Annotated in this window: 20 protein-coding genes, 1 tRNA gene and 1 pseudogene; 14 read left to right on the top strand and 8 right to left on the bottom strand. The window is 72.8% G+C overall.

Features of this window, described 5'->3' with window-relative positions; all coding sequences use genetic code 11:
- Positions 1-295 precede the first annotated feature (295 nt).
- The 3 genes from C1I99_RS13075 to C1I99_RS13065 all read left to right on the top strand — a co-directional run bounded on the left by C1I99_RS13075 (position 296) and on the right by C1I99_RS13065 (position 5,922).
- Complete coding sequence (locus C1I99_RS13075) at positions 296-1,828, top strand: acyl-CoA carboxylase subunit beta (protein WP_111134478.1); 1,533 nt, start codon at positions 296-298, stop codon at positions 1,826-1,828.
- Positions 1,829-1,930: 102 nt separating this feature from the next.
- Entirely contained in the window at positions 1,931-3,079 is a 1,149-nt protein-coding gene (locus C1I99_RS13070; RefSeq protein ID WP_111134477.1) for an acyl-CoA dehydrogenase family protein, read from the top strand.
- A gap of 149 nt (positions 3,080-3,228) precedes the next feature.
- Positions 3,229-5,922 carry an ATP-binding protein gene (locus C1I99_RS13065; RefSeq protein ID WP_111134476.1) on the top strand — a complete coding sequence of 898 codons (2,694 nt, stop codon included), beginning with the start codon at positions 3,229-3,231 and terminating at the stop codon, positions 5,920-5,922.
- A gap of 374 nt (positions 5,923-6,296) precedes the next feature.
- Here the strand turns inward: C1I99_RS13065 and C1I99_RS13060 are convergent, their stop codons facing one another.
- A complete protein-coding gene (locus tag C1I99_RS13060) occupies positions 6,297-6,809 on the bottom strand; it encodes a MarR family winged helix-turn-helix transcriptional regulator (protein ID WP_111134481.1) in 513 nt (170 codons plus the stop codon).
- A 101-nt stretch (positions 6,810-6,910) separates the two neighbouring features.
- On the opposite strand from C1I99_RS13060, the pseudogene C1I99_RS33300 reads away from it, so the two are divergent.
- Positions 6,911-7,444, top strand: a pseudogene (locus C1I99_RS33300) (YceI family protein); the annotation flags it as partial.
- A 219-nt stretch (positions 7,445-7,663) separates the two neighbouring features.
- A complete protein-coding gene (locus tag C1I99_RS13055) occupies positions 7,664-9,142 on the top strand; it encodes a glutamate-cysteine ligase family protein (protein WP_199562103.1) in 1,479 nt (492 codons plus the stop codon).
- 47 nt (positions 9,143-9,189) lie between these two features.
- On the opposite strand, the gene C1I99_RS13050 is transcribed toward C1I99_RS13055, so the two are convergent.
- Positions 9,190-10,440, bottom strand: coding sequence for a hypothetical protein (locus tag C1I99_RS13050; RefSeq protein ID WP_233512486.1), 1,251 nt, complete (start codon positions 10,438-10,440; stop codon positions 9,190-9,192).
- A 110-nt stretch (positions 10,441-10,550) separates the two neighbouring features.
- Between C1I99_RS13050 and C1I99_RS13045 the strand changes: the two genes are divergently transcribed.
- A complete protein-coding gene (locus C1I99_RS13045; RefSeq protein ID WP_111134474.1) occupies positions 10,551-11,225 on the top strand; it encodes a PASTA domain-containing protein in 675 nt (224 codons plus the stop codon).
- 101 nt (positions 11,226-11,326) lie between these two features.
- On the top strand, positions 11,327-12,142 hold the full coding sequence (locus C1I99_RS13040; protein WP_111134473.1) for a PASTA domain-containing protein: 816 nt from the start codon (positions 11,327-11,329) through the stop codon (positions 12,140-12,142).
- 13 nt (positions 12,143-12,155) lie between these two features.
- On the opposite strand, the gene C1I99_RS13035 is transcribed toward C1I99_RS13040, so the two are convergent.
- Together C1I99_RS13035 and C1I99_RS13030 are read right to left on the bottom strand one after the other, a co-directional pair.
- The gene (locus C1I99_RS13035) at positions 12,156-12,608 is read right to left on the bottom strand and encodes a hypothetical protein (protein WP_111134472.1); all 453 of its coding nucleotides are present in this window, start codon (positions 12,606-12,608) and stop codon (positions 12,156-12,158) included.
- Between the two features lie 99 nt (positions 12,609-12,707).
- Entirely contained in the window at positions 12,708-12,995 is a 288-nt protein-coding gene (locus C1I99_RS13030; RefSeq protein ID WP_111134471.1) for a hypothetical protein, read from the bottom strand.
- 706 nt (positions 12,996-13,701) lie between these two features.
- On the opposite strand from C1I99_RS13030, the gene C1I99_RS13020 reads away from it, so the two are divergent.
- The 3 genes from C1I99_RS13020 to C1I99_RS13010 all read left to right on the top strand — a co-directional run bounded on the left by C1I99_RS13020 (position 13,702) and on the right by C1I99_RS13010 (position 15,404).
- Positions 13,702-14,583, top strand: a complete 882-nt coding sequence (locus tag C1I99_RS13020) for a helix-turn-helix domain-containing protein (protein WP_111134470.1) — start codon at positions 13,702-13,704, stop codon at positions 14,581-14,583.
- Positions 14,553-14,774: a DUF397 domain-containing protein gene (locus C1I99_RS13015; RefSeq protein ID WP_111134469.1), complete on the top strand. Its 222-nt coding sequence runs from the start codon at positions 14,553-14,555 to the stop codon at positions 14,772-14,774. Before C1I99_RS13020 ends, C1I99_RS13015 begins: the two co-directional genes overlap by 31 nt.
- Before the next feature lie 222 nt (positions 14,775-14,996).
- A complete protein-coding gene (locus tag C1I99_RS13010) occupies positions 14,997-15,404 on the top strand; it encodes a hypothetical protein (RefSeq protein WP_111134468.1) in 408 nt (135 codons plus the stop codon).
- Here C1I99_RS13010 and C1I99_RS13005 read toward each other — a convergent pair.
- Positions 15,372-15,968, bottom strand: a complete 597-nt coding sequence (locus tag C1I99_RS13005; RefSeq protein WP_111134467.1) for a hypothetical protein — start codon at positions 15,966-15,968, stop codon at positions 15,372-15,374. The genes C1I99_RS13010 and C1I99_RS13005 overlap by 33 nt on opposite strands.
- Positions 15,969-16,190: 222 nt before the next feature.
- Here C1I99_RS13005 and C1I99_RS13000 point away from each other — a divergent pair, with 222 nt between their 5' ends.
- Positions 16,191-18,062 (top strand): S8 family peptidase, encoded by a 1,872-nt coding sequence (locus C1I99_RS13000; protein ID WP_111134466.1) that lies wholly within the window; start codon positions 16,191-16,193, stop codon positions 18,060-18,062.
- Between the two features lie 64 nt (positions 18,063-18,126).
- Here the strand turns inward: C1I99_RS13000 and C1I99_RS12995 are convergent, their stop codons facing one another.
- The 3 genes from C1I99_RS12995 to C1I99_RS12985 form a co-directional block, all read right to left on the bottom strand.
- Positions 18,127-18,933, bottom strand: a complete 807-nt coding sequence (locus tag C1I99_RS12995; RefSeq protein WP_111134480.1) for a WecB/TagA/CpsF family glycosyltransferase — start codon at positions 18,931-18,933, stop codon at positions 18,127-18,129.
- Positions 18,930-20,045, bottom strand: coding sequence for an NAD-dependent epimerase/dehydratase family protein (locus tag C1I99_RS12990; RefSeq protein ID WP_199562102.1), 1,116 nt, complete (start codon positions 20,043-20,045; stop codon positions 18,930-18,932). Before C1I99_RS12990 ends, C1I99_RS12995 begins: the two co-directional genes overlap by 4 nt.
- Before the next feature lie 70 nt (positions 20,046-20,115).
- Positions 20,116-20,201 (bottom strand) — tRNA-Leu (locus C1I99_RS12985).
- 227 nt (positions 20,202-20,428) lie between these two features.
- On the opposite strand from C1I99_RS12985, the gene C1I99_RS12980 reads away from it, so the two are divergent.
- From C1I99_RS12980 to C1I99_RS12970, 3 genes are all read left to right on the top strand, one after another.
- Positions 20,429-21,217, top strand: a complete 789-nt coding sequence (locus C1I99_RS12980) for an FHA domain-containing protein (RefSeq protein WP_088996759.1) — start codon at positions 20,429-20,431, stop codon at positions 21,215-21,217.
- A gap of 6 nt (positions 21,218-21,223) precedes the next feature.
- A complete protein-coding gene (locus tag C1I99_RS12975) occupies positions 21,224-21,709 on the top strand; it encodes an FHA domain-containing protein FhaB/FipA (protein WP_111134465.1) in 486 nt (161 codons plus the stop codon).
- Positions 21,706-22,992 (top strand): PP2C family protein-serine/threonine phosphatase (locus tag C1I99_RS12970; protein WP_111134464.1); only part of this gene is annotated, 1,287 nt, incomplete at its 3' end. The genes C1I99_RS12975 and C1I99_RS12970, both read left to right, overlap by 4 nt.

The following is a 22,992-nucleotide window of genomic DNA, read 5'->3' as shown; positions in this document are numbered from 1 at the left end:
GCCCACCTGGGTCCACTGCCCACCTGGGTCCACTGCCCACCTGGGTCCACTGCCCACCTGGGTCCACTGCCCACCTGGGTCCACCGCCCGACGCCTTGTCGATCAAGAGGTGTGTGTGCGGATCCGCGCGGGGTCCGACGCAAACCTCTTGATCACCGTGTCGGTGGAGTGGTGCGGGCGCGGGACGGGGGTGTGTGGGTCGCCGAGGATCGTCGCGATGCGCTAACCTAACGATCGTTCAGGTCGGTCGGCTCCGCTCACGAGGCGGGCCGGCCCAGGCGGCGAGGGAGTCGGCGTGACGCTCGACGGCGAGGCACTGGAGCAGCTGCGCAAGCGGGCTCGGGCCGGCGGTGCGGACAAGTACCACGCGGCGAACGCCGCCAAGGGCAAGCTTTTCGCCCGCGAGCGGGTCGCGCTCCTGGTCGACGAGGGCTCCTTCGTCGAGGACGGCCTTTACGCCAACGCGACGGCCGACGGCCTGCCCGCCGACGGCGTGGTGACCGGCACCGCCACCATCGACGGCCGGCCGGTGTGCCTGATGGCGAACGACTCCACGGTCAAGGCCGGCAGCTGGGGCGCGCGTACCGTCGAGAAGATCATCCGGATCATCGAGCGGGCCTACACCAGCAGCGTGCCGATGGTGTACCTGGTGGACTCGGCCGGCGCCCGGATCACCGACCAGGTCGAGCTCTTCCCCGGCCGGCGCGGCGCCGGGAAGATCTTCTGGAACCAGGTCCGCGCCTCCGGGTCGATTCCGCAGGTCTGCGCCCTGTTCGGGCCCAGCGCCGCCGGCGGGGCGTACATTCCGGCGTTCTGCGACGTGGTCGCCATGGTGGACGGCAACGCCAGCATGTACCTCGGCTCGGACCGGATGGTCGAGATGGTCACCGGCGAGAAGACCACCCTGGAGGCGATGGGCGGCGCCAAGGTGCACTGCGCCGAGTCCGGCGTCGGGCACTTCCTCTGCAAGACCGAGGCCGACGCGCTCGACGTGGTGAAGCGCTACCTGTCGTACCTGCCGGCGAACTGGACGCAGGCGCCGCCGGTCGCACCGGCCGTCGCCGCGCCCGAGAAGGCCGACCTGGCCGCGCTGGTGCCGGCGAGCGAGCGGCAGGCGTTCGACATGCGGCGGTACGTCAAGGGCCTGCTCGACGAAGGGTCCTTCTTCGAGATCCAGGCGCTCTGGGCCAAGGAGCTGACCATCGGATTCGGCCGGCTGGACGGCGAGGTCGTCGGCGTGGTCGGCAACAACTCGATGTTCAAGGGCGGCGTGCTCTTCGTCGATTCGGCCGACAAGGCGACCCGGTTCGTGCAGCTCTGCGACGCGTTCAACGTGCCGCTGCTCTTCCTCAGTGACGTGCCCGGCTTCATGGTCGGCAGCGCGGTGGAGAAGCAGGGCATCATCCGGCACGGCGCCAAGATGATCACCGCGATCTCCGAGGCGACCGTACCCAAGATCTGCGTGGTGGTCCGCAAGGCGTACGGCGCGGGCCTCTACGCGATGGCCGGCCCCGGCTTCGAGCCCGACGCCACCATCGCGCTGCCCACCGCCAAGATCGCGGTGATGGGCGCGGAGGCCGCGGTCAACGCGGTCTACGCCAACAAGATCGCCGCGATCGAGGACGAGGCCGCGCGGGCCGCCTTCGTCGCCGCGAAGCGCGAGGAGTACGAGCGGGACATCGACATCGTCCGGCTCGCCAGCGAGCTGGTGGTCGACGCCATCGTCGAGCCGCACGAGCTGCGCGCCGAGCTGGTCCGCCGGTTCGCCGCCGCACGGAACAAGGAACGGCACTTCTCCCGGCGCCGGCACGGCGTCACCCCGGTCTGACCCTGCCGCCGGCCCCACCCGGGCCGGCAGGGGCCCGCCCCGCACCAGCGATCCGGCCCGGCGTCACGAGCGCCCGGCGGCCCGTCCACACAGGAGGAATCCATGGATTTCCGGCTCACCGAGGAGCACGAGGCGCTGCGGGAGAGCGTACGGGAGTTCGCCCGCGAGGTCGTCGCGCCGGTCATCGCCGAGCACTACGAGAAGCACACCTTCCCGTACGAGGTGATCCGGCAGATGGGGAAGATGGGCCTGTTCGGGCTCCCCTTCCCCGAGGAGCACGGCGGCATGGGCGGCGACTACTTCGCGCTCTGCCTCGCCCTGGAGGAGCTGGCCCGGGTCGACTCCAGCGTGGCGATCACCCTGGAGGCGGCGGTATCGCTCGGCGCCATGCCGATCTACCGGTTCGGTACGGCCGAGCAGCAGGCGCGGTGGTTGCCGAAGCTGCTCAGCGGCGAGGCCCTCGCGGGCTTCGGGCTGACCGAGCCGGGCTTCGGCTCCGACGCGGGCGGCACCCAGACCCGGGCGGTGCTGGACGGCGACGAGTGGGTGATCAACGGCTCCAAGGCGTTCATCACCAACTCCGGCACCGACATCACCGCGCTGGTCACGGTCACCGCCGTCACCGGCACCCGGCCGGACGGCGGCAAGGAGCTGTCGACCATCATCGTGCCGTCGGGTACGCCCGGCTTCACCGTCGCGCCCGGCTACTCGAAGGTGGGCTGGGCCGCGTCGGACACCCACGAGCTGACCTTCGACGACTGCCGGGTGCCGGCGGCCAACCTGCTCGGCGAGCGGGGCCGGGGGTTCGCTCAGTTCCTGCGCATCCTCGACGAGGGCCGGATCGCCATCGCCGCGCTGGCCGTCGGCCTCGCCCAGGGCTGCGTCGACGAGTCGATCAGGTACGCCGGGGAGCGCCACGCCTTCGGCCAGCCGATCGGCAACTACCAGGCGATCCAGTTCAAGATCGCGGACATGGAGATGCGGGCGCACACCGCCCGGCTGGCGTACTACGACGCCGCCGCCCGGATGCTCGCCGGTGAGCCGTTCAAGCGGCAGGCCGCGATCGCCAAGCTGCACGCCAGCACGATCGCCGTCGACAACGCCCGGGACGCGACCCAGATCCACGGCGGGTACGGCTTCATGAACGAGTACCCGGTGGCCAGGTTCTGGCGGGACGCCAAGATCCTGGAGATCGGTGAGGGCACCTCCGAGGTGCAGCGCATGATCATCGCTCGCGAGCTCGGCATGTGACGGCGCCGGGCCCGGCGGGTCCGGCCGCGCGGCGGGCAGGCGTCGCGTTCTCCCGCGGCCCGGCGGCGCTGTCGGATATCCGCAGCGGGGCGTCAGCAGGACGACGATCGACTGCCGCCGGTCGTATCCGGACCGTACCCTTCCTGCCCATGACTCCGGATCATGATCGTTCGCGTCGCCCGGGCGGTCGTACCGGACTGCCGGACCTGCTGCGCGGGCACCGGCTCGCCGCCGGCCTCACCCAGGCCGAGCTGGCGGCCCGGGCGGGCGTCGGCGTACGGACGGTCCGCGACCTGGAGCGGGGCCGGTCGTCCCGGCCGCAGCGCACCACCGTCGAGCTGCTCGCCACCGCCCTGGAGCTGGCCGGGTCGGCCCGGTCCGCCTTCCTGGCGGCGGCCCGGGGGCCGGTCCCGGCTGCCTCCCCGGTCGCCCCGGGCGGCGCGGCAGGTCCCGACGACGCCGACCCCGACGCCGGTACGCCGGTGGCGCTTCCACCGCCGGTCGAGCTGATCGGCCGGGAACGCGACCTGGTCGAGCTGATCGGGATGCTCACCGACGACCGCGGGCCCCGGCTGGTGACCCTGGTCGGGCTGGCCGGCGTCGGCAAGACCGCGCTGGCCCTGTCGGTGGCCCACGCGGTGGCCCGGGCCCACCCCGGCGGGGTGGCCGGGGTGCTGATCGGGGAGGGATCGGACAGCGCCGACGTACTGGCCGCCTCGGTGGCGGTCTTCGGCGTCGCCCGGCTGCCGGAGCTCGCCGCCCACCTCGCCGGCCGGCCGGCGCTGCTGATCGTGGACGCGGTGGAGCGGGCGCCTGACCCGGTCGCCGAGACGGTGCACCGGCTCACCGGCGCGCTGCCGCAGCTGCGGTTGCTGGTCACCGGCCGACACCCGCTCGGGCTGCCCGGGGAGCGGGTGCTGCCGGTGGCCCCGCTCGACGTACCCCCGCCGGGCGACGAGCGGGCCGGGCCGGCGGCACTGGTCGACTACCCGGCGGTGGCGCTGTTCACCGCCCGGCTCGCCCAGGTACGCCGCGAACCGCCCAGCCCCGCCGAGCTGCCCGCCCTGGCCGCCCTGGTCCGGCGGCTGGGTGGCCTGCCGCTGGCGATCGAGCTGATGGCGGCCCGGGGCCGGATCCTCGACCTGAACGAGCTGCTCGACCGGTACGGCGACCGTGTCCTCGACCTGGCCACGGCCTCCGGCGCGGCCGGCCGTCCGGGCTGGGATCCGCCCGAGCCGGGCCGTCCGGAGAGGTCGCGGGCGGCGGTGGCGGAAACCCTGCGGGACGCGGTGGCGACCAGTTATCGGCTGCTCGCCCCCGAGGAGCGGGCGGCGCTGCGCCGGCTCGCCGTGTTCGGCAACCGGTGGTCGGTCGAGCTGGCCGAGGAGATGCTCGCCGACGACGCGGACCGGGACGGCACGGTGGTGGTCGACCCGGTGCCCCTGCTGGACCGGCTGCTGGAACTCGGGCTGCTGAGCGTACGTGGCACCGGGGCGTTCCGGTTCCGCCTGCTCGACGCCGTCCGGGACTTCGCCGCCGAACAGGCGACCGGTGCCGGTGAGCTGACCGCGATCCGGCGCCGGCACGCCCGGGTCGTCGCCGGGCTGGTGGCGCGGACGGTGCCGGAGCTGGTCGGGGCGAACCTGCCGGCCGCGGTGCACCGGCTGGACGAGGTGAGCGGGGACATCAGCTCGGCGCTGGCGCACGCCGCCACCGACGACCCGTTGACCGCGCTGCAACTGGCCGCGGGACTGGCCCGGTGGTGGCGGTTCCGGGGTCGGGACGTCGCCGGGCGGCAGTGGCTGCGTCGCCTGCTCGCCGATCCGCGTACCGCTGACGCCGACCCGGTGCTGCGGGCCTGGGCCCTGCTCGGCGTGGCCCGGCTCGCCGCCGAGCACGGCGCGGGCGCCGAGGAGCTGCCGGCGGCACGGGCCGCGCTGGCCGCGTTCCGGCAGGTTGGTGACGTCACCGGGGAGCTGGAGGCGCGGACGGTGCTCTGCGCGCTGCTGATCGCCACCGGCGGGCACGACGAGGCCCGTACGCAGGCCGAGGCGGTACTGGGGCTGGCCGCCCGGGACGGACGGGTCCGGGACATGGCGGTGGCGCAGAACAACCTCGCCTGGCACGACATCCGGGTGGGCGACCTGGCGGGCGCCCGGCGTCGGCTGGCCGCGGTCGACCGGCTCGCCACCCAGTGCGGCGAGCAGCGGCTGCGGGTGCTCGCCCGGGCCAACCTCGCCGAGGTGTCCCGCCTCGAAGGCCGGTACGCCGACGCCGTCGACCAGGGGCGCCGGGTGGTGGCCGCGCTCGCCGGTCTGGGCGATCCGGGGCACCGCCGCCGGGTGCTCGGCACGGTGGGCCTGGCGCTCGCCCGGGACGGACGGTCGGCGGAGGCCGTGGAGGTGTTGGCGGAGCTGCGCCCGCCGGTGTGCGCGCCCGCCGGGTCGCACCCGCCCGTGCCGACCGTCCCCGCGGCGCGCCGGCTGGGCCGCGTCCCGGTCGGAACCGAGGGCTCGGCGTTCGGTGCCGGTTTCCGGTCGCCCTGGCGCAGTGGGGCCCGCCCCGAGGACGGGATCTGCGCGTTGATCGAGGGGAACCTGGCGCTGCACCGGGGCGACCGGGAGTTGGCGGCCGAGTGGTTCGCCGCCTCGGCCGAGGCCGGCGTCGACGGCCAGGACCGCCGCGACGTGGTGGAGGCGTTGGTGGGGCTGGCCGCCAGCACGGCTGATCCCGCCGTGCTCGACCGGCTCGACAGGGTCTGCCGGGAGAGCGGCATCCGGCTGCTGCCGGACGAGGAGGACCTGCTGTACGCGCTGACCGCGATCCGCGACGAGCCGGACTGACGGAGCCGGCCCTGGCCGGTGCCCGGGGAGGTCGCGGCGGGCCGGTGCCCCAGAAGAGACCGGCCACGGCGAGCGCCGTGGCCGGAAGCGGGGCTGCCCCATGAGCGGGCCGGGGTGGCGCGAGCGAATAAGCCCCCTGTTGCTACCCCTCGCTCATCGCTCGCGCCGTCACCCCCCGGTGCGTCCCCGCTGCCCGAAGACTAGCCACCGGACGCCACTGTTCCGTCCGGTTTGATCGACTATCTTCCGGGGGTGCGGCAGTTCTGCCGGTCTTTCTGCCGGTCGGCTCCGCGACACTCGGCCCCGGGCCGGCACGGCCACCCCGGCCGGCAGGATCACCTCGATCCGGCCGTCGGCCCCTGGCCCGGTGGGGATCAGCACCGGCCGGCGGGTGCCTCGCCGCCGATGAGGACGGGGCCGGTGCTGCCGGCGGTGGCCCCGGGGTGGACGGCGTCGCGGACCCGGCGCAGGCCGTCGAGCAGGGCGCGCAGCGCCTCCGGGTCGAGCTGGCCGGTGAACCACTGCTCGATGATCCGCAGATGCCCGGGCAGGGTCTCGTCGAGCCGTTGCAGGCCGGCGGCGGTGACCACCGCGTAGGAGCTGCGCCGGTCGGAGGGGCAGGCGCGCCGGGTGAGCAGGCCGTCGCGTTCCATCCGGTCGACCACCCGGGTCACCCCGCTGGTGGACAGGGAGGTCTGCGCGGCCAGGTCGGTCATCCGCAGCTGGTTGCCGGGGGACCGGGCGAGCCGGGTCAGCACCTCGAACTCGACGGGTGACAGTCCGTGTTCCTCGAACTGGGCGGCGAACCGGGCCGACAGCCCGGCGTGCGCCTCGACGAGCAGGCCGACGGCGGTGATCCGGGGGTCGTCGAACACGTTCTGGTTCACCCACACATCCTAACAGTCCTTGACATCGGGAATATTGTCACGGCTATAGTTGCTTCGACAGCCGTTGGGCTACTAAACAATCTTCCTCGGAGGGCAGTTCCATGACCAGCAGCACCGAGTCGGTTACCCGCGACTGGGACGGTCTCACCATCCCGACCGCCGGCACCTACCTGCTGGACGCGGCGCACAAGCGCGTCGGCTTCGTCGCCCGGCACATGATGGTGAGCAAGGTACGCGGTGAGTTCGCCGAGGCGGCCGCGACCATCACGATTGCCGAGGACCCGATGCAGTCCTCGGTCTCCGCCACCATCCAGGCCGCCAGCATCAACACCAGCCAGGCCGACCGGGACGCGCACCTGCGCAGCCCGGAGTTCCTCGACACGGAGCAGTTCCCCACGCTGGAGTACCGCAGCACCGGGGTCAAGTCCCGTGACGGCAACGAGTTCGTGCTCCTCGGCGAGCTGACCATCAAGGGCGTGACCCGCCCGGTCGAGCTGGAGGTGGCGTTCGAGGGCGCCGGCCGCAGCCCGTTCGGCCAGGACATCTTCGGCTTCTCCGCCAGCGCCGAGATCGACCGGGAGGACTTCGGCCTCACCTGGAACGTCGCGCTGGAGACCGGCGGCGTGCTTCCGGGTGGGAATTGTCACGAGCTGGTGGCGGGCCGAAGCGATGCTCAGCGGAACCCGCTGGGTAGAGATGCCACCGGGACGCGTTCGGCGGCGGGCCGCGGTCGGCCCGGGCACGGGATCGAGGGCCGGCCTCTGGCCCCGGCCAGGCGGGCGCTCTTACCGTGGATGCTTCACAATGCGCTGCGGGACGCCACCGTTCCGTCGCGCCGCGCGCCGGGAGGACACATGGGCAGGGACGTCGAGCAGGGCGCCTTCTCCCGGGAGGACCGGGTCCGGTACCGGCAGAAGGTCCGGCGGTGCCTGGACGTCTTCGCGCTGATGCTGGACGACTTCGGCTTCGACGCGGACCGGCCGATGACCGGGCTGGAGATCGAACTCAACCTGGTCGACTCGGCCGCCGAGCCGGCGATGCGCAACGAGGTCATCCTCGCCGACATCGCCGACCCGCTGTTCCAGACCGAGCTGGGGCAGTTCAACCTGGAGTTGAACGCGCTGCCCCGGCTGATCGAGGGGATCGGCTTCGCCGACTACGAGCAGGACCTGCGCAGCAGCCTCTCCCGGGCCGACGAGCGGGCGGCCAAGTCCGACGCGAAGATCGTCCTGGTCGGCATCCTGCCCACCCTCACCGAGCGGCACCTGGTGGCCGACAACCTCTCCACGAACGAGCGCTACCGGGTGCTCAACGACCAGATCGTCGGTGCCCGGGGTGAGGACATCGAGCTCGACATCCGGGGGGTCGAGCGGTTGCAGACCCACACCGACTCGATCGCCCCCGAGGCGGCCTGCACCAGCCTCCAGTTCCACCTTCAGGTCGCCCCGGACAGCTTCGCCGACTACTGGAACGCCTCCCAGGCCATTGCCGGGGCGCAGGTGGCCGTCGGTGCCAACTCGCCGTTCCTCTACGGCCGGCAACTGTGGGCGGAGACCCGCATCGCCCTGTTCCAGCAGGCCACCGACACTCGCCCTGACGAGCTCAAGGCCCAGGGCGTACGGCCCCGGGTCTGGTTCGGGGAGCGCTGGATCACCTCGATCTTCGACCTGTTCGAGGAGAACGTCCGCTACTTTCCGCCGCTGCTGCCGATCTGCGAGGACGAGGACCCGGTGGAGGTGCTGCACGCCGGTGGCGTCCCCGAACTGGGCGAGCTGCGCCTGCACAACGGCACCGTCTACCGGTGGAACCGGCCGGTGTACGACATCATGGCCGGCCGACCGCACCTTCGGGTGGAGAACCGGGTGCTGCCGGCCGGCCCGACGGTGGTCGACATGCTGGCGAACGCCGCCTTCTACTTCGGCCTGGCCCGCGGCCTGGCGGAGGCGGACCGTCCGATCTGGAGCCAGCTCACCTTCAGCTCTGCGGAGGAGAACTTCCACGTCGCCGCCCGGCGCGGGATGGACGCCGTGCTGCACTGGCCCCGCCTGGGCGAGGTGCCGGTGACCACGCTGGTCCTCGACGTCCTGCTGCCCCAGGCCGCAGCCGGGCTGGACCGGTTCGGGGTGGCCCCCGCCGAACGGGACCGGCTGCTCGGCATCATCGAGCAGCGCTGCCGCACCGGCCGCAACGGCGCGGTCTGGCAGACCGAGGCGGTCTGGGCGGCCGAGCGGCACCGCGGCCTGGGCCGGGACGCCGCCCTGCACCACATGGTGCAGCGCTATGCCGAACTGCAGCGCAGCAATGCGCCCGTGCACACCTGGCCGGTCGACTGACCGACGCCCGCCACCGATCAGCCGGCGCGGGTCGGCGGGCCGGCGGGTCAGGCGGCCGGACCGCCGGTGGCGTCAGGGGTCGCCGCGGCGCCCGGCCGGGACGCCTTCCGGGCCCGGCCCGCCGCGGCGGCGGGCCCCGCCGGGCCGGCCGAGCCGCTCGGGCCGCCGGATCGGGTGCCGGCGTGGCCCGCCCCCGCCAGCTCCGGGTCGGCGGCGCCAACAGCGCCCACCGGCTCCGCCGGCCGCCCCACGGTCTCCGCCGGCTCGCCGGTGCGCTGCCCGGGCAGGGCAACCCGCCCCCGGGCGACCGGCCGGCGGCGTTGGGCGAGCGTGGCGACCAGGACCGATCCGCCGACCCCGACGATCACCGCGTACGGGGCGATCAGGTGCGCCGACATCTGCTCCGGGCTGATCGCCGTCAGCCTCGGCACCGCCAGCAGGTACGCGACCGCGACGAGCAGCGGACCGGCCGCACCCGACGCGGTCGCCCCGACCCGGCGGTCGGCGTGCCGGGCGGCGCGGCGGGCGGCCAGGACACCGATTACCAGTGCGGAACCGAGCGACAGCAGCGCGCCCGGCCAGTAGAACCAGTCCCGGATCCAGAACCGCGCGTCGTCCGCGCTGAGCTGCCAGATGCCGAGCTGGGCGGTGGTCAACCCGCGTCCGGCCAGGACGCCGTCCACCACGGCGGCCACCGCCAGCAGCCAGAGCCAGCCGACGGTGGCGATCACGTTCGTCGCGGCGGCCCGCGAGTGCAGCGCCCAGACCGCGGTCAGCACGCCGATCAGCAGCCCGACCGACGCGTACGCGGCGGCAACGTTCCGGGGCGCGGAGGCGTCCGGCACCACCGCCACCCGCGCCGGCACGGCGACCAGCAGCACGGTGATCAGCGCGCCCAGCCCGGCGGCCACCGCCAGCGCGATCCGGTGGAGGCTGCCCCCGCCCGGCGTGCCCGCACCCCCCTCGCCGGCGTCGGGTACGGACGCGCCGGTCCCGGCGGGAGTACCCGGGTCGGAGACGGTCGCCGGCACGTCGGACGGGTCGTCACCGGCCGGCCCGGCGGTTGGCCCACGATCCTGCAACCGCTGCGCGCAGACCGCGCCGAACACGGTCGATGTGGCCGCGATCCAGGTCGCCCAGGTCAGGCTCGCCACCCAGGCGGCCGTCCCGGCGCCGGCCTCGGCCGGCGCCCAGTTGATGATGCCCAGCCCGTAGCCGAAGCCCAGTTGGGCGGCGGCCGCGCCGGCAGCAACGCCCGCCGCGGTCGCGATCGATCCTCCCCAGCCCCGTCTGGCCATGCCGGGGAGCGTAACCTCCCGGGATCGAGGCGGCGAGTGCTGCCGGCGCACCGTGACGCAGCGCGGTTGGGCGGACTGGGTACGGTCGCGGCGACGGAGGCGGTGGCGGTGTGACGGACGCGGACGCGGGTCGGAAGACCCGAGCACAGGCCGGGCCGGGCCGGTTGACCCTGGTGCTCGGCGGTGGGCTGACCCTCGTGCTGCTCGCCGCCGTCGGGGCGACCGGCGGCTGGCTGCTCGCCGGTGAGGACGGTCGGCCGGCTGCGCCCGCCGCGTCGGCATCCACGACCGGCTCACCGACCGGTGCCCCGACAGCCCGGCCGACCCAGGGCCGCACGACGCCGGCCGCCCCCCGGACGACCGCGACCGGCACCAGCGGGCTGACCGTCCCGCCGGTGATCGGGGAGAACTTCGAGGATGCCCGCTACGAGCTGCGGCACCTCCGACTCGGCTGGCGACTCGTCTTCGGCGGCGGCACCGGCACCACCGTCGAGCGCACCTCGCCGGCGGTCGGGACGCAGGTGAGCCGGGGCACCACCGTCACGCTCTACGTCACCGGGCCGGCACCGGTCAGTACCGTGCCCGACGTGGTCGGCGACGACTGTGACGAGGCGGCGGACGAACTGGTCGAGGAGGGGTTCTACCCGCGGTACCGCCTCCGGCGCACCGGCACGGTGGTCAGTCAGGACCCGGCCGGCGGCAGCGCGGGCCGGTGGAACGACCAGATCTCGATCTGGTGCGGCGACGCGTCGGCCGCCCCCGGTTCCGCCGACCCGGCACCGTGACCGGCCCGGTCGACACGCTGAATCCGGCCGACGGCCGCCCGGACCGCTAGGTTGGCGGTCGAGGGCCACGACGCCCGTCCCGGGTCGGGAAAGGACGTGCGATGAGCGACGACCGCCAGGAGCCACCCGCCGGGGAGTACGACGAGCGGAGCCTGCCGCTCCCACCCTCCGGTGCCGCCGCGCCCGGGTCCGAACCCGCCGAGGAGACCCGACGGCTACCCGGCCCGGACGACCGGACGGCGGGCGGACCGCCGGCGCCCGGCGGGGAGCCGCACCGCCCGACGCCCGCCGACGCCACCGCACCGTTGGACCGCACCGCGCCGCTCCCGCCAGAGCGGCCGGGACGGGCGGCGTGGTCCGGGCGGGCGGAGGTGCCGCCACCCCGATGGGCGGACTACCGGGAGCCAGCCGGCACCGAGTGGTACGCCGAGGAGCAGAGCGACCGGCGCTGGTGGCTGCCGATCTTCTGGGGTGTGCTCCTGCTGCTCCTGCTCGGGCTGCTCGGGATCGGGCTGTGGCTGCTCCTCGAGTCCGCCGACGAGGTGACCGGTCCCGAACCGTCACCGTCGCCGTCGCTGATCAGCCCGTCGCCCACCACCCCCACGCCGACGTCGGCCGCGCCGACCACCGCCTCACCGTCGGCGCCGGCCACCACGGCGGCGGCTCAGGTGCCGATGCCTCCGCTGGTCAACCTGCCGCTGACGACGGCGGAGGCGATCCTGGACCGGCTCGGGCTCGGTTACCGCGTGGAGTACCGCACCTCGGACCGCCCGCCCGGCACCGTGATCCGCACCGAGCCGGAGACCGGCGATCCGGTCGGTGAGGGGGAGGAGGTCACCCTGGTGGTTTCCCGGGCGGAACCCTCGCCCAGCGGCAGCGCGGTCACCCCGAGCCCCGAGCCGACGCCGACCCCCTGAGCGACCGCGGGGCTCACCACATCCGGCGTCTGGTGCCGACCAGGCCCAGCCCGGCCAGCGAGATGGCCAGCCCGAAGATCCCGGACCAGAACAGGGACCGGCGGACGTCCTCCGGTGAGTGGGTCGCCTCGATCGTGCCGCCCCCCTCCTGGCGGGCGGCGTCGTCCGGCCCGCCCCGGGCCGGGGCCTCGTCGGTGCCGGTGGCGTCGGCGTCCGGCTCGCCGAAGGCGAAGGGGGCGTCGATGTCCTCGGGGCCCGTTCCGACGTCGTCCGGCGGCGGATCCGCGTCGACCACGGTGATCTCCGGTGCCGGGACCGGGGTCGTCAACCGGGCAGACGAGAGGGCCGGGTCGCGGACCACGACCAGGACCGTGGCCGCGGCGCCGACCAGCGCCAGGAGTCCGAAGGCGTAGGCGATACGGGAGCGGTGGTGCCGCCGCGCGGCGGGCTGATTGACCATAGCCATCCCAGGTTCGGGGTCCTGGACGCGCGGGGTGGAACCTGCCGGGGTGGGCGTACCGATTCTATGGCGTCGGCACGCCCTCCCGATGGCCGATCGGGCAGGTCAGCCCACCCGGACCGGGGTGCGGGCGACGGGCCGCCGGGACGACCGGACGGTGTGCGGGCGCGGCTCCGGAGCGGTCCGCAGGTGGCGCAGGCCCTCCCGCTGGACGAAGATCGACCGCCGGTTGACCGCGTCCCCCGAAGCGTTCAACTCGTAACCGTCGAGCCAGAGCCAGCCGTCGTAGGTCGGCCAGTCGAGCACCCGGATCACCCGGAACATGATGGGTCGAAGAAACTGGACACTCGCCGCGCGAGTCACGTGCAGTACGTCACCAGAGCGGGGAAGCACATGGGCTCCTGGGAAGGGTCGGCCGGCGGAGGAGCCGGCGGGAGCTGATCGGGGGACGTGGGTGGCCCGACGACGGGGTCGTGCCTCGTGGGCCGGCTGGTACGGGCGGTGGTGGTCGGGCCGTACCCGCTGGTGGCGAGCCGCCACCCGACCAACACCCGGCTGCCTCCGGGTACCGCTCCCGCCGCCACAGTCAACTGGCGTGCAGCGGCGGGGTCCTTCACCCCGGGGCAGGTCTGGTTGTCAACGGTCGGGCCCCGGCGCCGCCGTACATCCCGGCACCCGCGGCATGATCACGAGGCGGGATCGGACGGAGACGGTCAGTGACCCGTGCCATACGGACAGACTGCATCAGCGACGTGCTTCATGCAAGTTGCACGTCGCCTTTTGCCGATACGTGAGCGGCTCGCGCAAAGCGGCGCTTGAAGCCGTTCACATCTGGGCGGCACACTGAGGGCCGGTTTCGCCCGTCGCGGCCGGCCGACGACCGGCATCACTCTTCGCCGCGAACGCTCGCTCGCCGTTCGACGGTCCCGTGGCGGGCGGCGACAGCGGCGCGTCGAGGCGGAGGTGGACGGGGTGAGGGCCAGCAGCCAGTGGTCCGGAGCAGCCGAGGTGGCGGCCAGTCGCGAACCGAGGTGGCGGTCGTGAGCGCGAGGAGTGAGCCGGTTTTGCGAGCCCCGCAGTCGCGAACCGAGGTGGCACCGTGAGTGAACGGCGCAGTCCGACCATCCGGCGCCGCCGCCTGGGCGCGGAGCTGCGCCGGCAGCGCGAGGCGGCCGGGATCACCATCGAGGCGGTCGCCGAGCAGTTGGAGTGCTCGGCGTCGAAGATTTCGCGGATCGAGACGGGGCACACCTCGGCGACCCCACGCGACGTGCGCGACATGCTCCGGATTTACGGGGTGGTGGGGGTCGAGAGCGACGAGCTGGTGCAGATTGCCCGGGAGGCGCGGCAGAAGGGCTGGTGGCACCCGTACAGCACGGTGCTGGTCGGCGCGTACGTCGGGCTGGAGGCGGCGGCCAGCTCGATCCGGGCGTACGAGCAGCAGGTCGTGCCGGGTCTGCTGGAGACCGAGGAGTACGCCAGCGCGATGATCCGTGCCGCCCGGCCGGACTTCACTCCTGAGCAGGTACAACAGCGGGTGCGTGTCCGTCTGGGGCGTCAGTCGTTGTTGACCCAGGAAGATCCGGTCGATCTGTGGGTGGTGCTCGATGAGGCGGTGGTGAGCCGGCCGGTGGGCGGGGACGCGGTGATGCGTGGCCAGCTGAAGCGGCTGGTTGAGGTGGCGGAACTGCCGAACGTGACGTTGCAGATCCTGCCTTTCGAGGTGGGGGCGCACGCCGGCATGGACGGCACCTTCACGATTCTGAGCTTCCCCGAGCCCGGTGATCCGGATGTCGTGTACGCGGAGAACGCCACGGGTGGGCTCTTCCTGGAGAAGAGCGACGAACTACAGAAGTACAGCTTCATCTTTGATCACATCCGCGCGGCGGCCATTCGTCCAGAGGAGTCCATCGCACACATCGCGAAACTGGTAGAGGAGCCGTTGTGGAAATGGCGACCAAGGGGTTCCCCGTGGACCTGACGCAGGCAACGTGGTTCAAGAGCTCGAAGAGCGGGCCGAACTGTGACAACTGCGTGGAGGTGGCGTACGTGACCGGGGCGGTCGGGGTGCGGGACTCGAAGGACAAGGCGGGCCCGGCCCTGCTCTTCACTCCGGATGGGTGGCACGCCTTCGTCGCCGGCACCAGGGACGGCGTGTTCCGCCGGGCCTGATCAGCCCGGTACGTGGTGAGGCGTGTCCCTGTCCGGTCGAGGCCGGTCGGGGGCACGCCGCTGCCCGGGTCCGGGACGGCGGCCGTGGCCGGCCCTGGGCTGGCGGGAGCCGATCCCGGGAATCCCGTCGCCACATCGGCGCCGTCTCGTTGTACCCCTCGGTACGGCGCTGGTCGACAACCCGCCGCACGGATCGGCAACCGAGCGAGGCAGGCGAGACGGATGACGACGATCGGGTCAGACAACCTCACCAACGGTCCGGGTAAGCCGGAACGGTTCGGCGGCAAGTACCGCGGCGCGCGCCGGGACACCGTGCTGACCGAGGTGGTGTCGACCGACACCGAGGCCGGCGGCCGGGAGGGCGCCTCCGCCGCGCCGGAGCAGGCCGGGCCGCCGCTCTCCCTGCCGTCGCTGGACCCGAACCCGCTCACCGAACCGTCGTTCCCCGCGGGCGGCTGGTCGATGGAGCCGAACGAGTCGCTGGTGGACCACCCGCTGCTGCGCGGGTTGCTGATGGAACTCCCGCCGAAGGGCAGCGTGCCGCCACCCGGCTGGCTGGACCGCTGGTTCGAGGCGACCCGGGCGATCCTGGAGCTGCTATACGTGCAGGGGACCGGTCGCTCGCGCTGACGCCGACGCCGACCGCGCCCGTTCGGCGAGTCGGCTGTGCCGCAGCGCGTGGCGTACCCCGATGGCTCCGACGCCCAGCGCGCCGACGGTGATCGCCGGACCGGTCACGCCGGGGCCAGCGAGCAGGTCCGGCGCGTACGCCGCGACCACCGCCGGCAGGATCGCCAGCCCGGTGACCTGTAGCGGCAGCCCGACCAGCGGATGCGCCGCGGCGGCCCGCAATCCGTGCGGCGCCGGCGTCTCCGGCGCTGCCGAGAACGCGCCGGCGCCGGCCCGCAGCCGGTGCACCCGGCGTACGGTGCAGACCGCGACCACGAGTGCCGGGCCGGTGGCGACGGCGAGCCCTCCGGCGGCGCGGTCGGCCGCGGTCGATCCGGGGTTGGAGAGCCCGGCGGCCAGCACCGCCGCCGTCAGACCCAGGCCGGTCAGGGTCAGAGCGAGCAGCCATCCGGCACGCCGGCGCAGGGCGCGGGCCTGGTCCAACCGGGGCAGCCCGTCCGCGACGTAGCCGGCGGCGAGCCAGACGGCGGCGGCCGGCAGCAGTACGGCGAGATGGCTCTCCATGCCTGTCAGCCTTGCCCGTTTCCGGGTGCCGCGAATCCGGGCCGGTCCCCCCTTCGCCCCGTAGTCCGGTCCCGTAGGGGGGGTCATCTTCCCGGTGATATGGGGAAGTCGACATGTTTATCTGCGTGACTACCCCGCCCTACCCTCAGCTCGATTGGCATTCATCGATTCACTCCGCCACGAACGGGTGGACGGTGAGTGCCGGTCGGAGGGAGGTAGGAGATGGCTCTTCCACACAGGTCCGTACTCGTCGGGGTGGCCACGCTGGCCATGATGACGGCCGCCGCACCCGCGATGGCCGCCGAGCCCGTCGGGGCGATCCGCGCCGCCGGCGGCGCCACCGCCGTCGCGGACAGCTACATCGTCGTGTTCAAGGACAGCGCCGTCGGCCGGAGCGCCGTGGCCGACAACGCCAAGCGGCTCGTCGGCCGGCACGGCGGCAGCGTCGCACGTACCTACGGCGCGGCGCTGCGGGGCTTCGAGGTCCGGGTCGGCCCGAAGGCCGCGGCGCGGATCGCGGCGGATCCCGCCGTGGCGTACGTCGAGCAGAACCACACCGTGTCGATCGCCGGCACCCAGACCAACCCCCCGTCCTGGGGTCTGGACCGGATCGACCAGCGCAACCTGCCGCTGAACAACTCGTACACCTACCCGAACACGGCGTCCAACGTGCGCGCCTACGTCATCGACACCGGCGTGCACTACAGCCACAACGACTTCGGCGGCCGGGCGGTCTCCGGCTTCGACGCGGTGGACGGCGGCTCCGCCGACGACTGCAACGGGCACGGCACGCACGTCGCCGGCACCGTGGGCGGCTCCGCGTACGGGGTGGCCAAGGGCGTCCAGATCGTCGGCGTCCGGGTACTGAACTGCCAGGGCTCCGGCACCAACGCCCAGGTGGTGGCCGGGATCGACTGGGTGACCGCCAACGCCGTCAAGCCGGCCGTGGCGAACATGAGCCTCGGCGGCGGCGCCAACAGCTCGATCGACACCGCGGTCACCAACTCCATCAACGCCGGCATCACGTACGCCGTCGCCGCCGGCAACGGCGACATCTTCGGCAACCGGCAGAACGCCTGCAACTACTCCCCGGCCCGGGTCGCGCCGGCGATCACCGTCGGCGCCACCCAGAACAACGACGCCGCGGCGAGCTTCTCCAACTACGGCACCTGCGTCGACATCCTGGCGCCGGGCGTGAACATCACGTCCGCCTGGCACACCGGCAACAGCGCGACGAACACGATCAGCGGTACCTCGATGGCCTCGCCGCACGTCGCCGGCGCGGCGGCCCTGGTGCTCTCGGCGAACCCGTCCTGGAGCCCCCAGCAGGTACGCGACAACCTGGTCAACAACGCCACCCCGGACGTGGTGACGAACGTGGGCACCGGTACCCCGAACCGGCTGCTCTACGTCGTGAACGACGGCGCCCCGCCGGTCAACGACTTCTCCGTCTCGGTCTCGCCGACCTCCGGTTCGACCGCGCCGGGCGGCTCGGTGACCAGCACGGTCAGCACCGCCACCACCAACGGCTCCGCCCAGTCGGTCAGCCTCTCGGCCAGTGGCCTGCCGACCGGCGCGACGGCCTCGTTCAGCCCGGCGACGGTCACCTCCGGCGGCTCGTCGACGCTGACCATCGCCACCTCGGCGAGCACCCCGGCCGGCACGTTCCCGGTGACCGTCACCGGTACCGCGGCCTCGGGTTCGAGGACCGCGACGTACACGCTGACCGTGACCGGCGGTGGCGGCGGCTGCTCCGGCACCAACGGCACCGACGTCGCGATCCCGGACGCCGGTGCCGCGGTGAGTAGTTCGATCACCATCTCCGGTTGCAACCGCAGCGCGTCGTCGGCCTCGACCGTCGCGGTGAACATCGTGCACACCTACCGCGGTGACCTGGTCATCGACCTGGTCGCCCCGGACGGTTCGGCCTACCGGCTGAAGAACAGCAGCTACTGGGACAGCGCGGACAACGTCAACACCACCTACACGGTGAACCTGTCCAGCGAGGCGGCGAACGGCACCTGGCGCCTGCGGGTGCAGGACGTCTACTCGTACGACACCGGCTACATCAACACCTGGACGCTGACCCTCTAGGTCGGTTCCCACAGGTGAGGCCCCTCCCGGGCGGTCCGGGAGGGGCCTCATTCCGCATGTCGGGTCAGACGGCGAAGCTGGCCGGTCGCTCGGTGGCCGGTGCCGGCGGCTGCGCCTTCCACACGCCGGTCTTCTGCCCGACGAGCCGGGCCAGGTACGCCGGGTTGAGGATCACGTAGCGCCGCCAGAGCCGCTTCGGCTCCAGGCCGAGCCGCCAGAACCACTCCAGACCGGCCCGCTGCATCCACGGTGGTGGCTGGCGCAGCAGCCCGGCGTGGTAGTCGAAGGCCGCCCCCACGGCCATCAGCGGCATGTCCAGCAGCGGTCGCATGGCGTACGCGAAGACCTCCTGGCGGGGGCAGCCGAGCCCGACCAGGACGAGCCGGGCCCCGCTGGCCTTGATCCGGTCGGCGATCTCGACGTCCTCGCCCGGCTGCACCGCGCGGAACTTGGACGGCTCCACTCCGGCGATCTTGAGCGCCGGGAACATCCGTTCCAGTGCCGGGACCAGCTTCGCGAGGGTCTCCTCGGTGGAGCCGTAGAGGTAGACCGGCAGCCCTTCGTCGGCGAAGCGGGAGAGCACGTGCAGGGTGAGCGTCGGGCCGTAGACCCGATCGGTGAGCCCGGCGCCGTGCAGCAGGTTGAGCGCCCAGCGCACCGGCTGCCCGTCCGGGGTGACCACGTCGAAGGAGTTCAGCCGGGCGTTGTGCGCCCGGTCCAGCACGCCGGTCATCACCCCGTGCACGGCCAGCGCGGTCAGCGCCAGTGGGCGGCGCTCCTGCGCGGCCGCCACCACCTCCTCGGTGGCCGCGGCGTAGTCGGTGGCGTCGACGAGGACGCCCAGGACGTTGTGCTTGCGGTTCAACGTCATGCTCCCGGCACCCACTTGTCCACGTTGGCCTCGTAGATCTCCCGCATGATCATCGGTACGTCGTAGACCTGCTTCCAGTCCGGGTAGTCGGCCTGGAACGCCTCGTTCGAGCCGATCCACCACTTGTGGTCGCCGACCCGGTTCGCCTCGACGTACTCCGAAATCATCTCCTGGCCGGTGATCCGCTCCGCGTGCGCGAACGCCTCCCGCATCGAGGTGTTGGAGTGCCGCCCGCCGCCGAGGTTGTAGACCGCGGCCGAGCGCGGGTTGCGGAAGAACGCCTCGAACGCGGAGACCACGTCGGAGCTGTGGATCGCGTCCCGGACCTGCTTGCCCTGGTAGCCGAAGATCTTGTACTTCCGGCGCTCCATGTTGGCCCGCATCACGTAGCCGAGGAAGCCGTGCAGTTCGGTGGCCGAGTGGGCCGGGCCGGTGAGCGTGCCGCCCCGGAAGCAGGCGGTCTTCATGCCGAAGTAGCGGCCGTACTCCTGCACCATGACGTCGGCGGCGACCTTGGAGGCGCCGAAGATCGAGTGCAGGCAGGAGTCGATCGACATGTCCTCCCGGATGCCCTGCTCGTACGGGTGCCCGGCCTCGATCTCCCAGCGGGTCTCCAGCTCGACCAGCGGCAGGCTGTTCGGCCGGTCGCCGTAGACCTTGTTGGTCGAGCAGTGGATCACCGGTGCCTCGATGCAGTGCTCCCGGACGTTCTGCAGGACGTTGAGGGTGCCCCCGGCATTGACGTCGAAGTCGGTGAACGGGTCGCGTACCGCCCAGTCGTGCGAGGGCTGGGCCGCGGTGTGGATCACCACGGCGACCTTGCCGCCGTACCGCTGGAAGAGCTTGGCCAGCGCGTCCCGATCCCGGATGTCGATGCTGTGGTGCGCGTACGCGGGCCCCAGCTCGTCGGTCAGCCGCCGGACGTTCCAGGCGGTCGACGCCTCCGCACCGAAGAACTCCTGCCGCATGTCGTTGTCGATGCCGACGACGTCGAGACCGAGGCCGGCGAAGTGCCGCACCGCCTCGGAGCCGATCAGCCCGCCCGACCCGGTCACGAACGCGACACTCACACGCCACTCCTGGTGCATCGGAGGCAGAAACCATCGGAGCATAGCGTGACGGACAGCACGCCCCGATATGGCACAAGGGCCCCGCATCGCTGCGGAGCCCTCGCGTCTTGTCTGGTGGGGAAGGGGGGAGTTGAACCCCCACGCCCTTTCGGGCACACGGACCTGAACCGTGCGCGTCTGCCATTCCGCCACTTCCCCGTGGCATGACCTCGAACACTGTAATCTGTGTCGGTCCTGCTGTCTCCAGCGGGCCTCCGACACCCTACCCGGTCCCCGGTCGTCACCCCGACCGGGTTACCGTCCGTGGAGCGGCTACCGTTCGTGGCGGACGAAAGACTAGCACGACGGCAACGGGCCGTCCGAACGGACCGCCGCCAGCCGGCCGAGCGGCGTGTGAGCTGCGCGCGCGCCGGCCGGATACCATCATGTCCTCGGGACCCGAGGAGGAGCCGGTGAGCGTGCTGCAACGCTTCGAGAAGCGTCTGGAAGGCCTGGTCGAAGGGGCCTTCGCCAAGGTCTTCAAAGGGGTGGTCCACCCCGTGGAGATCCTCAACGCCATGCAGCGGGAGGCCGAGGCGCACAAGGCGATCCTGGCCGGTGGGCGCACGTTGGTGCCTAACCGCTACGTGATCGATCTCTCGCCGTACGACCACAGCCGTCTGGCGCCGTACGCCGCCGCACTGGCCCAGGAGCTGGCCCAGTCGCAGGCGGAGTTCATCGGCGAGCAGGCGTGGACGGTCTACGGCGACGTGATCGTCGAGATCGAACGCGGCGAAGGGCTGGACACCGGCATGTTCCGGGTCACCGCCGAGGTCTACACCGGTGGCGAGGTCGCCCCGGTCTCGGCGCCCGGCTACGACGCCGGCCCGCCCGCGTACCCCGCCTACGACCAGGGTGGCGGCTACGGCCCGCCGCCCGGCCACGGCGGCGGCCGCAACGTGCGACTGGTCTCCGGTGACGGGCGCACCTATCCGCTGCAGATGGGCTCGACCGTGATCGGTCGCGGTGACCAGGCCAATCTGCGCCTGCCCGACGTCGGCATCTCCCGGCGACACGCCCGGCTGGATTTCGACGGTGGCCAGGTCGTGCTGACCGACCTCGGGTCGACCAACGGCACGATGGTCAACGGGCAGCGGGTCTCCGCCGTCGCCCTCAACCCCGGAGACATGATCCAGCTCGGCACCACGACGCTGACCTTCCGCGTGGACGGCTGATCCGCCTTGCCGGAACTCGTCATCACCGTCGCCCGGTTCGGGTTCCTCATCCTGCTGTGGATCTTCGTGTTCACGGTGGTCGGTGTGATTCGCCGGGACCTCTTCGCGGGCGCCCGGTCGGGTCGGCTGGTCGCCGCCCCCCGGGCGGTGGGGGCCTCGCTGGGGCAGGCGGCGAAACCGGCGAAGGCGAAGCGGGGCAGGGCGGCACACCAACTGGTGGTCACCGCCGGTCAACTGGCCGGCACCCGGATCACTCTCGGTGAAGCGCAGATCACCATCGGTCGAGCCGAGGACTCCACCCTCGTCATCACCGACGATTACGCCTCGGCGCGACACGCCCGGCTGGTGCCGCGTGACGGGCAGTGGTTCGTCGAGGACCTCGGTTCGACTAACGGCACGTACCTGGATCGCGCTAAGGTCACCGGACCAACCCCCGTCCCCCTCGGCGTGCCGATCCGGATCGGCCGCACTTCTCTCGAATTACGGCCATGACTCTGACCCTGCGCTATGCGGCCCACAGCGACCGCGGTCTGATCCGAGACGGTAACCAGGATTCCGTCTACGCCGGACCGCGGCTGCTCGCCGTGGCCGACGGCATGGGCGGCATGGCCGCCGGTGACGTCGCCAGCAACATCGTCATCGGTGCCATGGCGCCGCTGGACGAGGACGTCCCGGGTGACGCCCTCGTGGACGCGCTGCGTTCGGCCGTGGGCACCGCCAACCAGCAACTCCGCGACACGGTGGACGCCAACCCGCAGCTGGAGGGGATGGGCACCACGCTCACCGCGACCCTCTTCTCCGGCAGCAAGCTGGGCATGGTCCACATCGGCGACTCCCGGGCGTACCTGCTGCGCAACGGCGAGTTCTCGCAGATCACCAAGGACGACACATACGTCCAGATGCTGGTCGACGAGGGCCGGATCAGCGCCGAGGAGGCGAGCAGCCACCCGCAGCGGTCGCTGCTCACCCGGGCGCTGGACGGCCGGGACATCGACCCGGAGTACAGCGTTCGCCAGGTGCTCCCCGGTGACCGCTACCTGATCTGCAGCGACGGCCTCTCCGGCGTGGTCAGCGCGGACACCATCGCCGACACCATGCGGGAGTACGTGGACCCGCAGCAGTGCGTCGAGCGGCTGGTCCAGCTGGCCCTGCGCGGCGGCGGCCCGGACAACATCACGGTGATCATCGCAGACGCCACCGACCAGGACATCGTCGAGGCCAGCCCGATCGTCGGCGGCGCCGCCGCGCGCGATCGGGGCATGGCGACCTCCGCCGACGTCTCCACGCCGGCGGCGCGCGCCTCGGCGCTCTCCGCGCCCCGGCCCGCTTCCCCCGAGGAGCCCGCGGCCGGCGCCGACGACGAGCCGGAACGCCGCCGGCACCGGCCGGTGCGGGCCGCGGCGATGACGCTGGCGCTGCTGGTGATCATCGGCGGGGCGCTGTTCGGCGGCTGGAGCTACACGCAGCGGCAGTACTACGTCGGTGCGACCGAGGACGGCCGGGTCGCCGTGTTCCGGGGCATCCAGGGCCAGATCGCCGGGATGGACCTCTCGACCGTGCACTCCACCAGCCCGGCCGAGCTGGACGACCTCACCCTGGCCGCGCAGGAGCAGGTCAAGCAGGGCATCCCGGCCAAGAGCGAGCCGGACGCCGAGCGCCGGCTGGCCGAGCTGACCAGTGACAACCCGGCCAACCCCAACCTGAAGCCGATCTGCCCGCCCAGCCAGAGCGCGGTGGCCGCCACCACCACCCCGACGCCGACGGTCGCCCCGGCC

It is taken from the genome of Micromonospora deserti (genome assembly GCF_003236335.1).
GTDB lineage: Bacteria > Actinomycetota > Actinomycetes > Mycobacteriales > Micromonosporaceae > Micromonospora > Micromonospora deserti.
The sequence above is the reverse complement of the archived record's forward strand: the minus strand, read 5'-3'. Positions and strand labels throughout refer to the sequence as shown.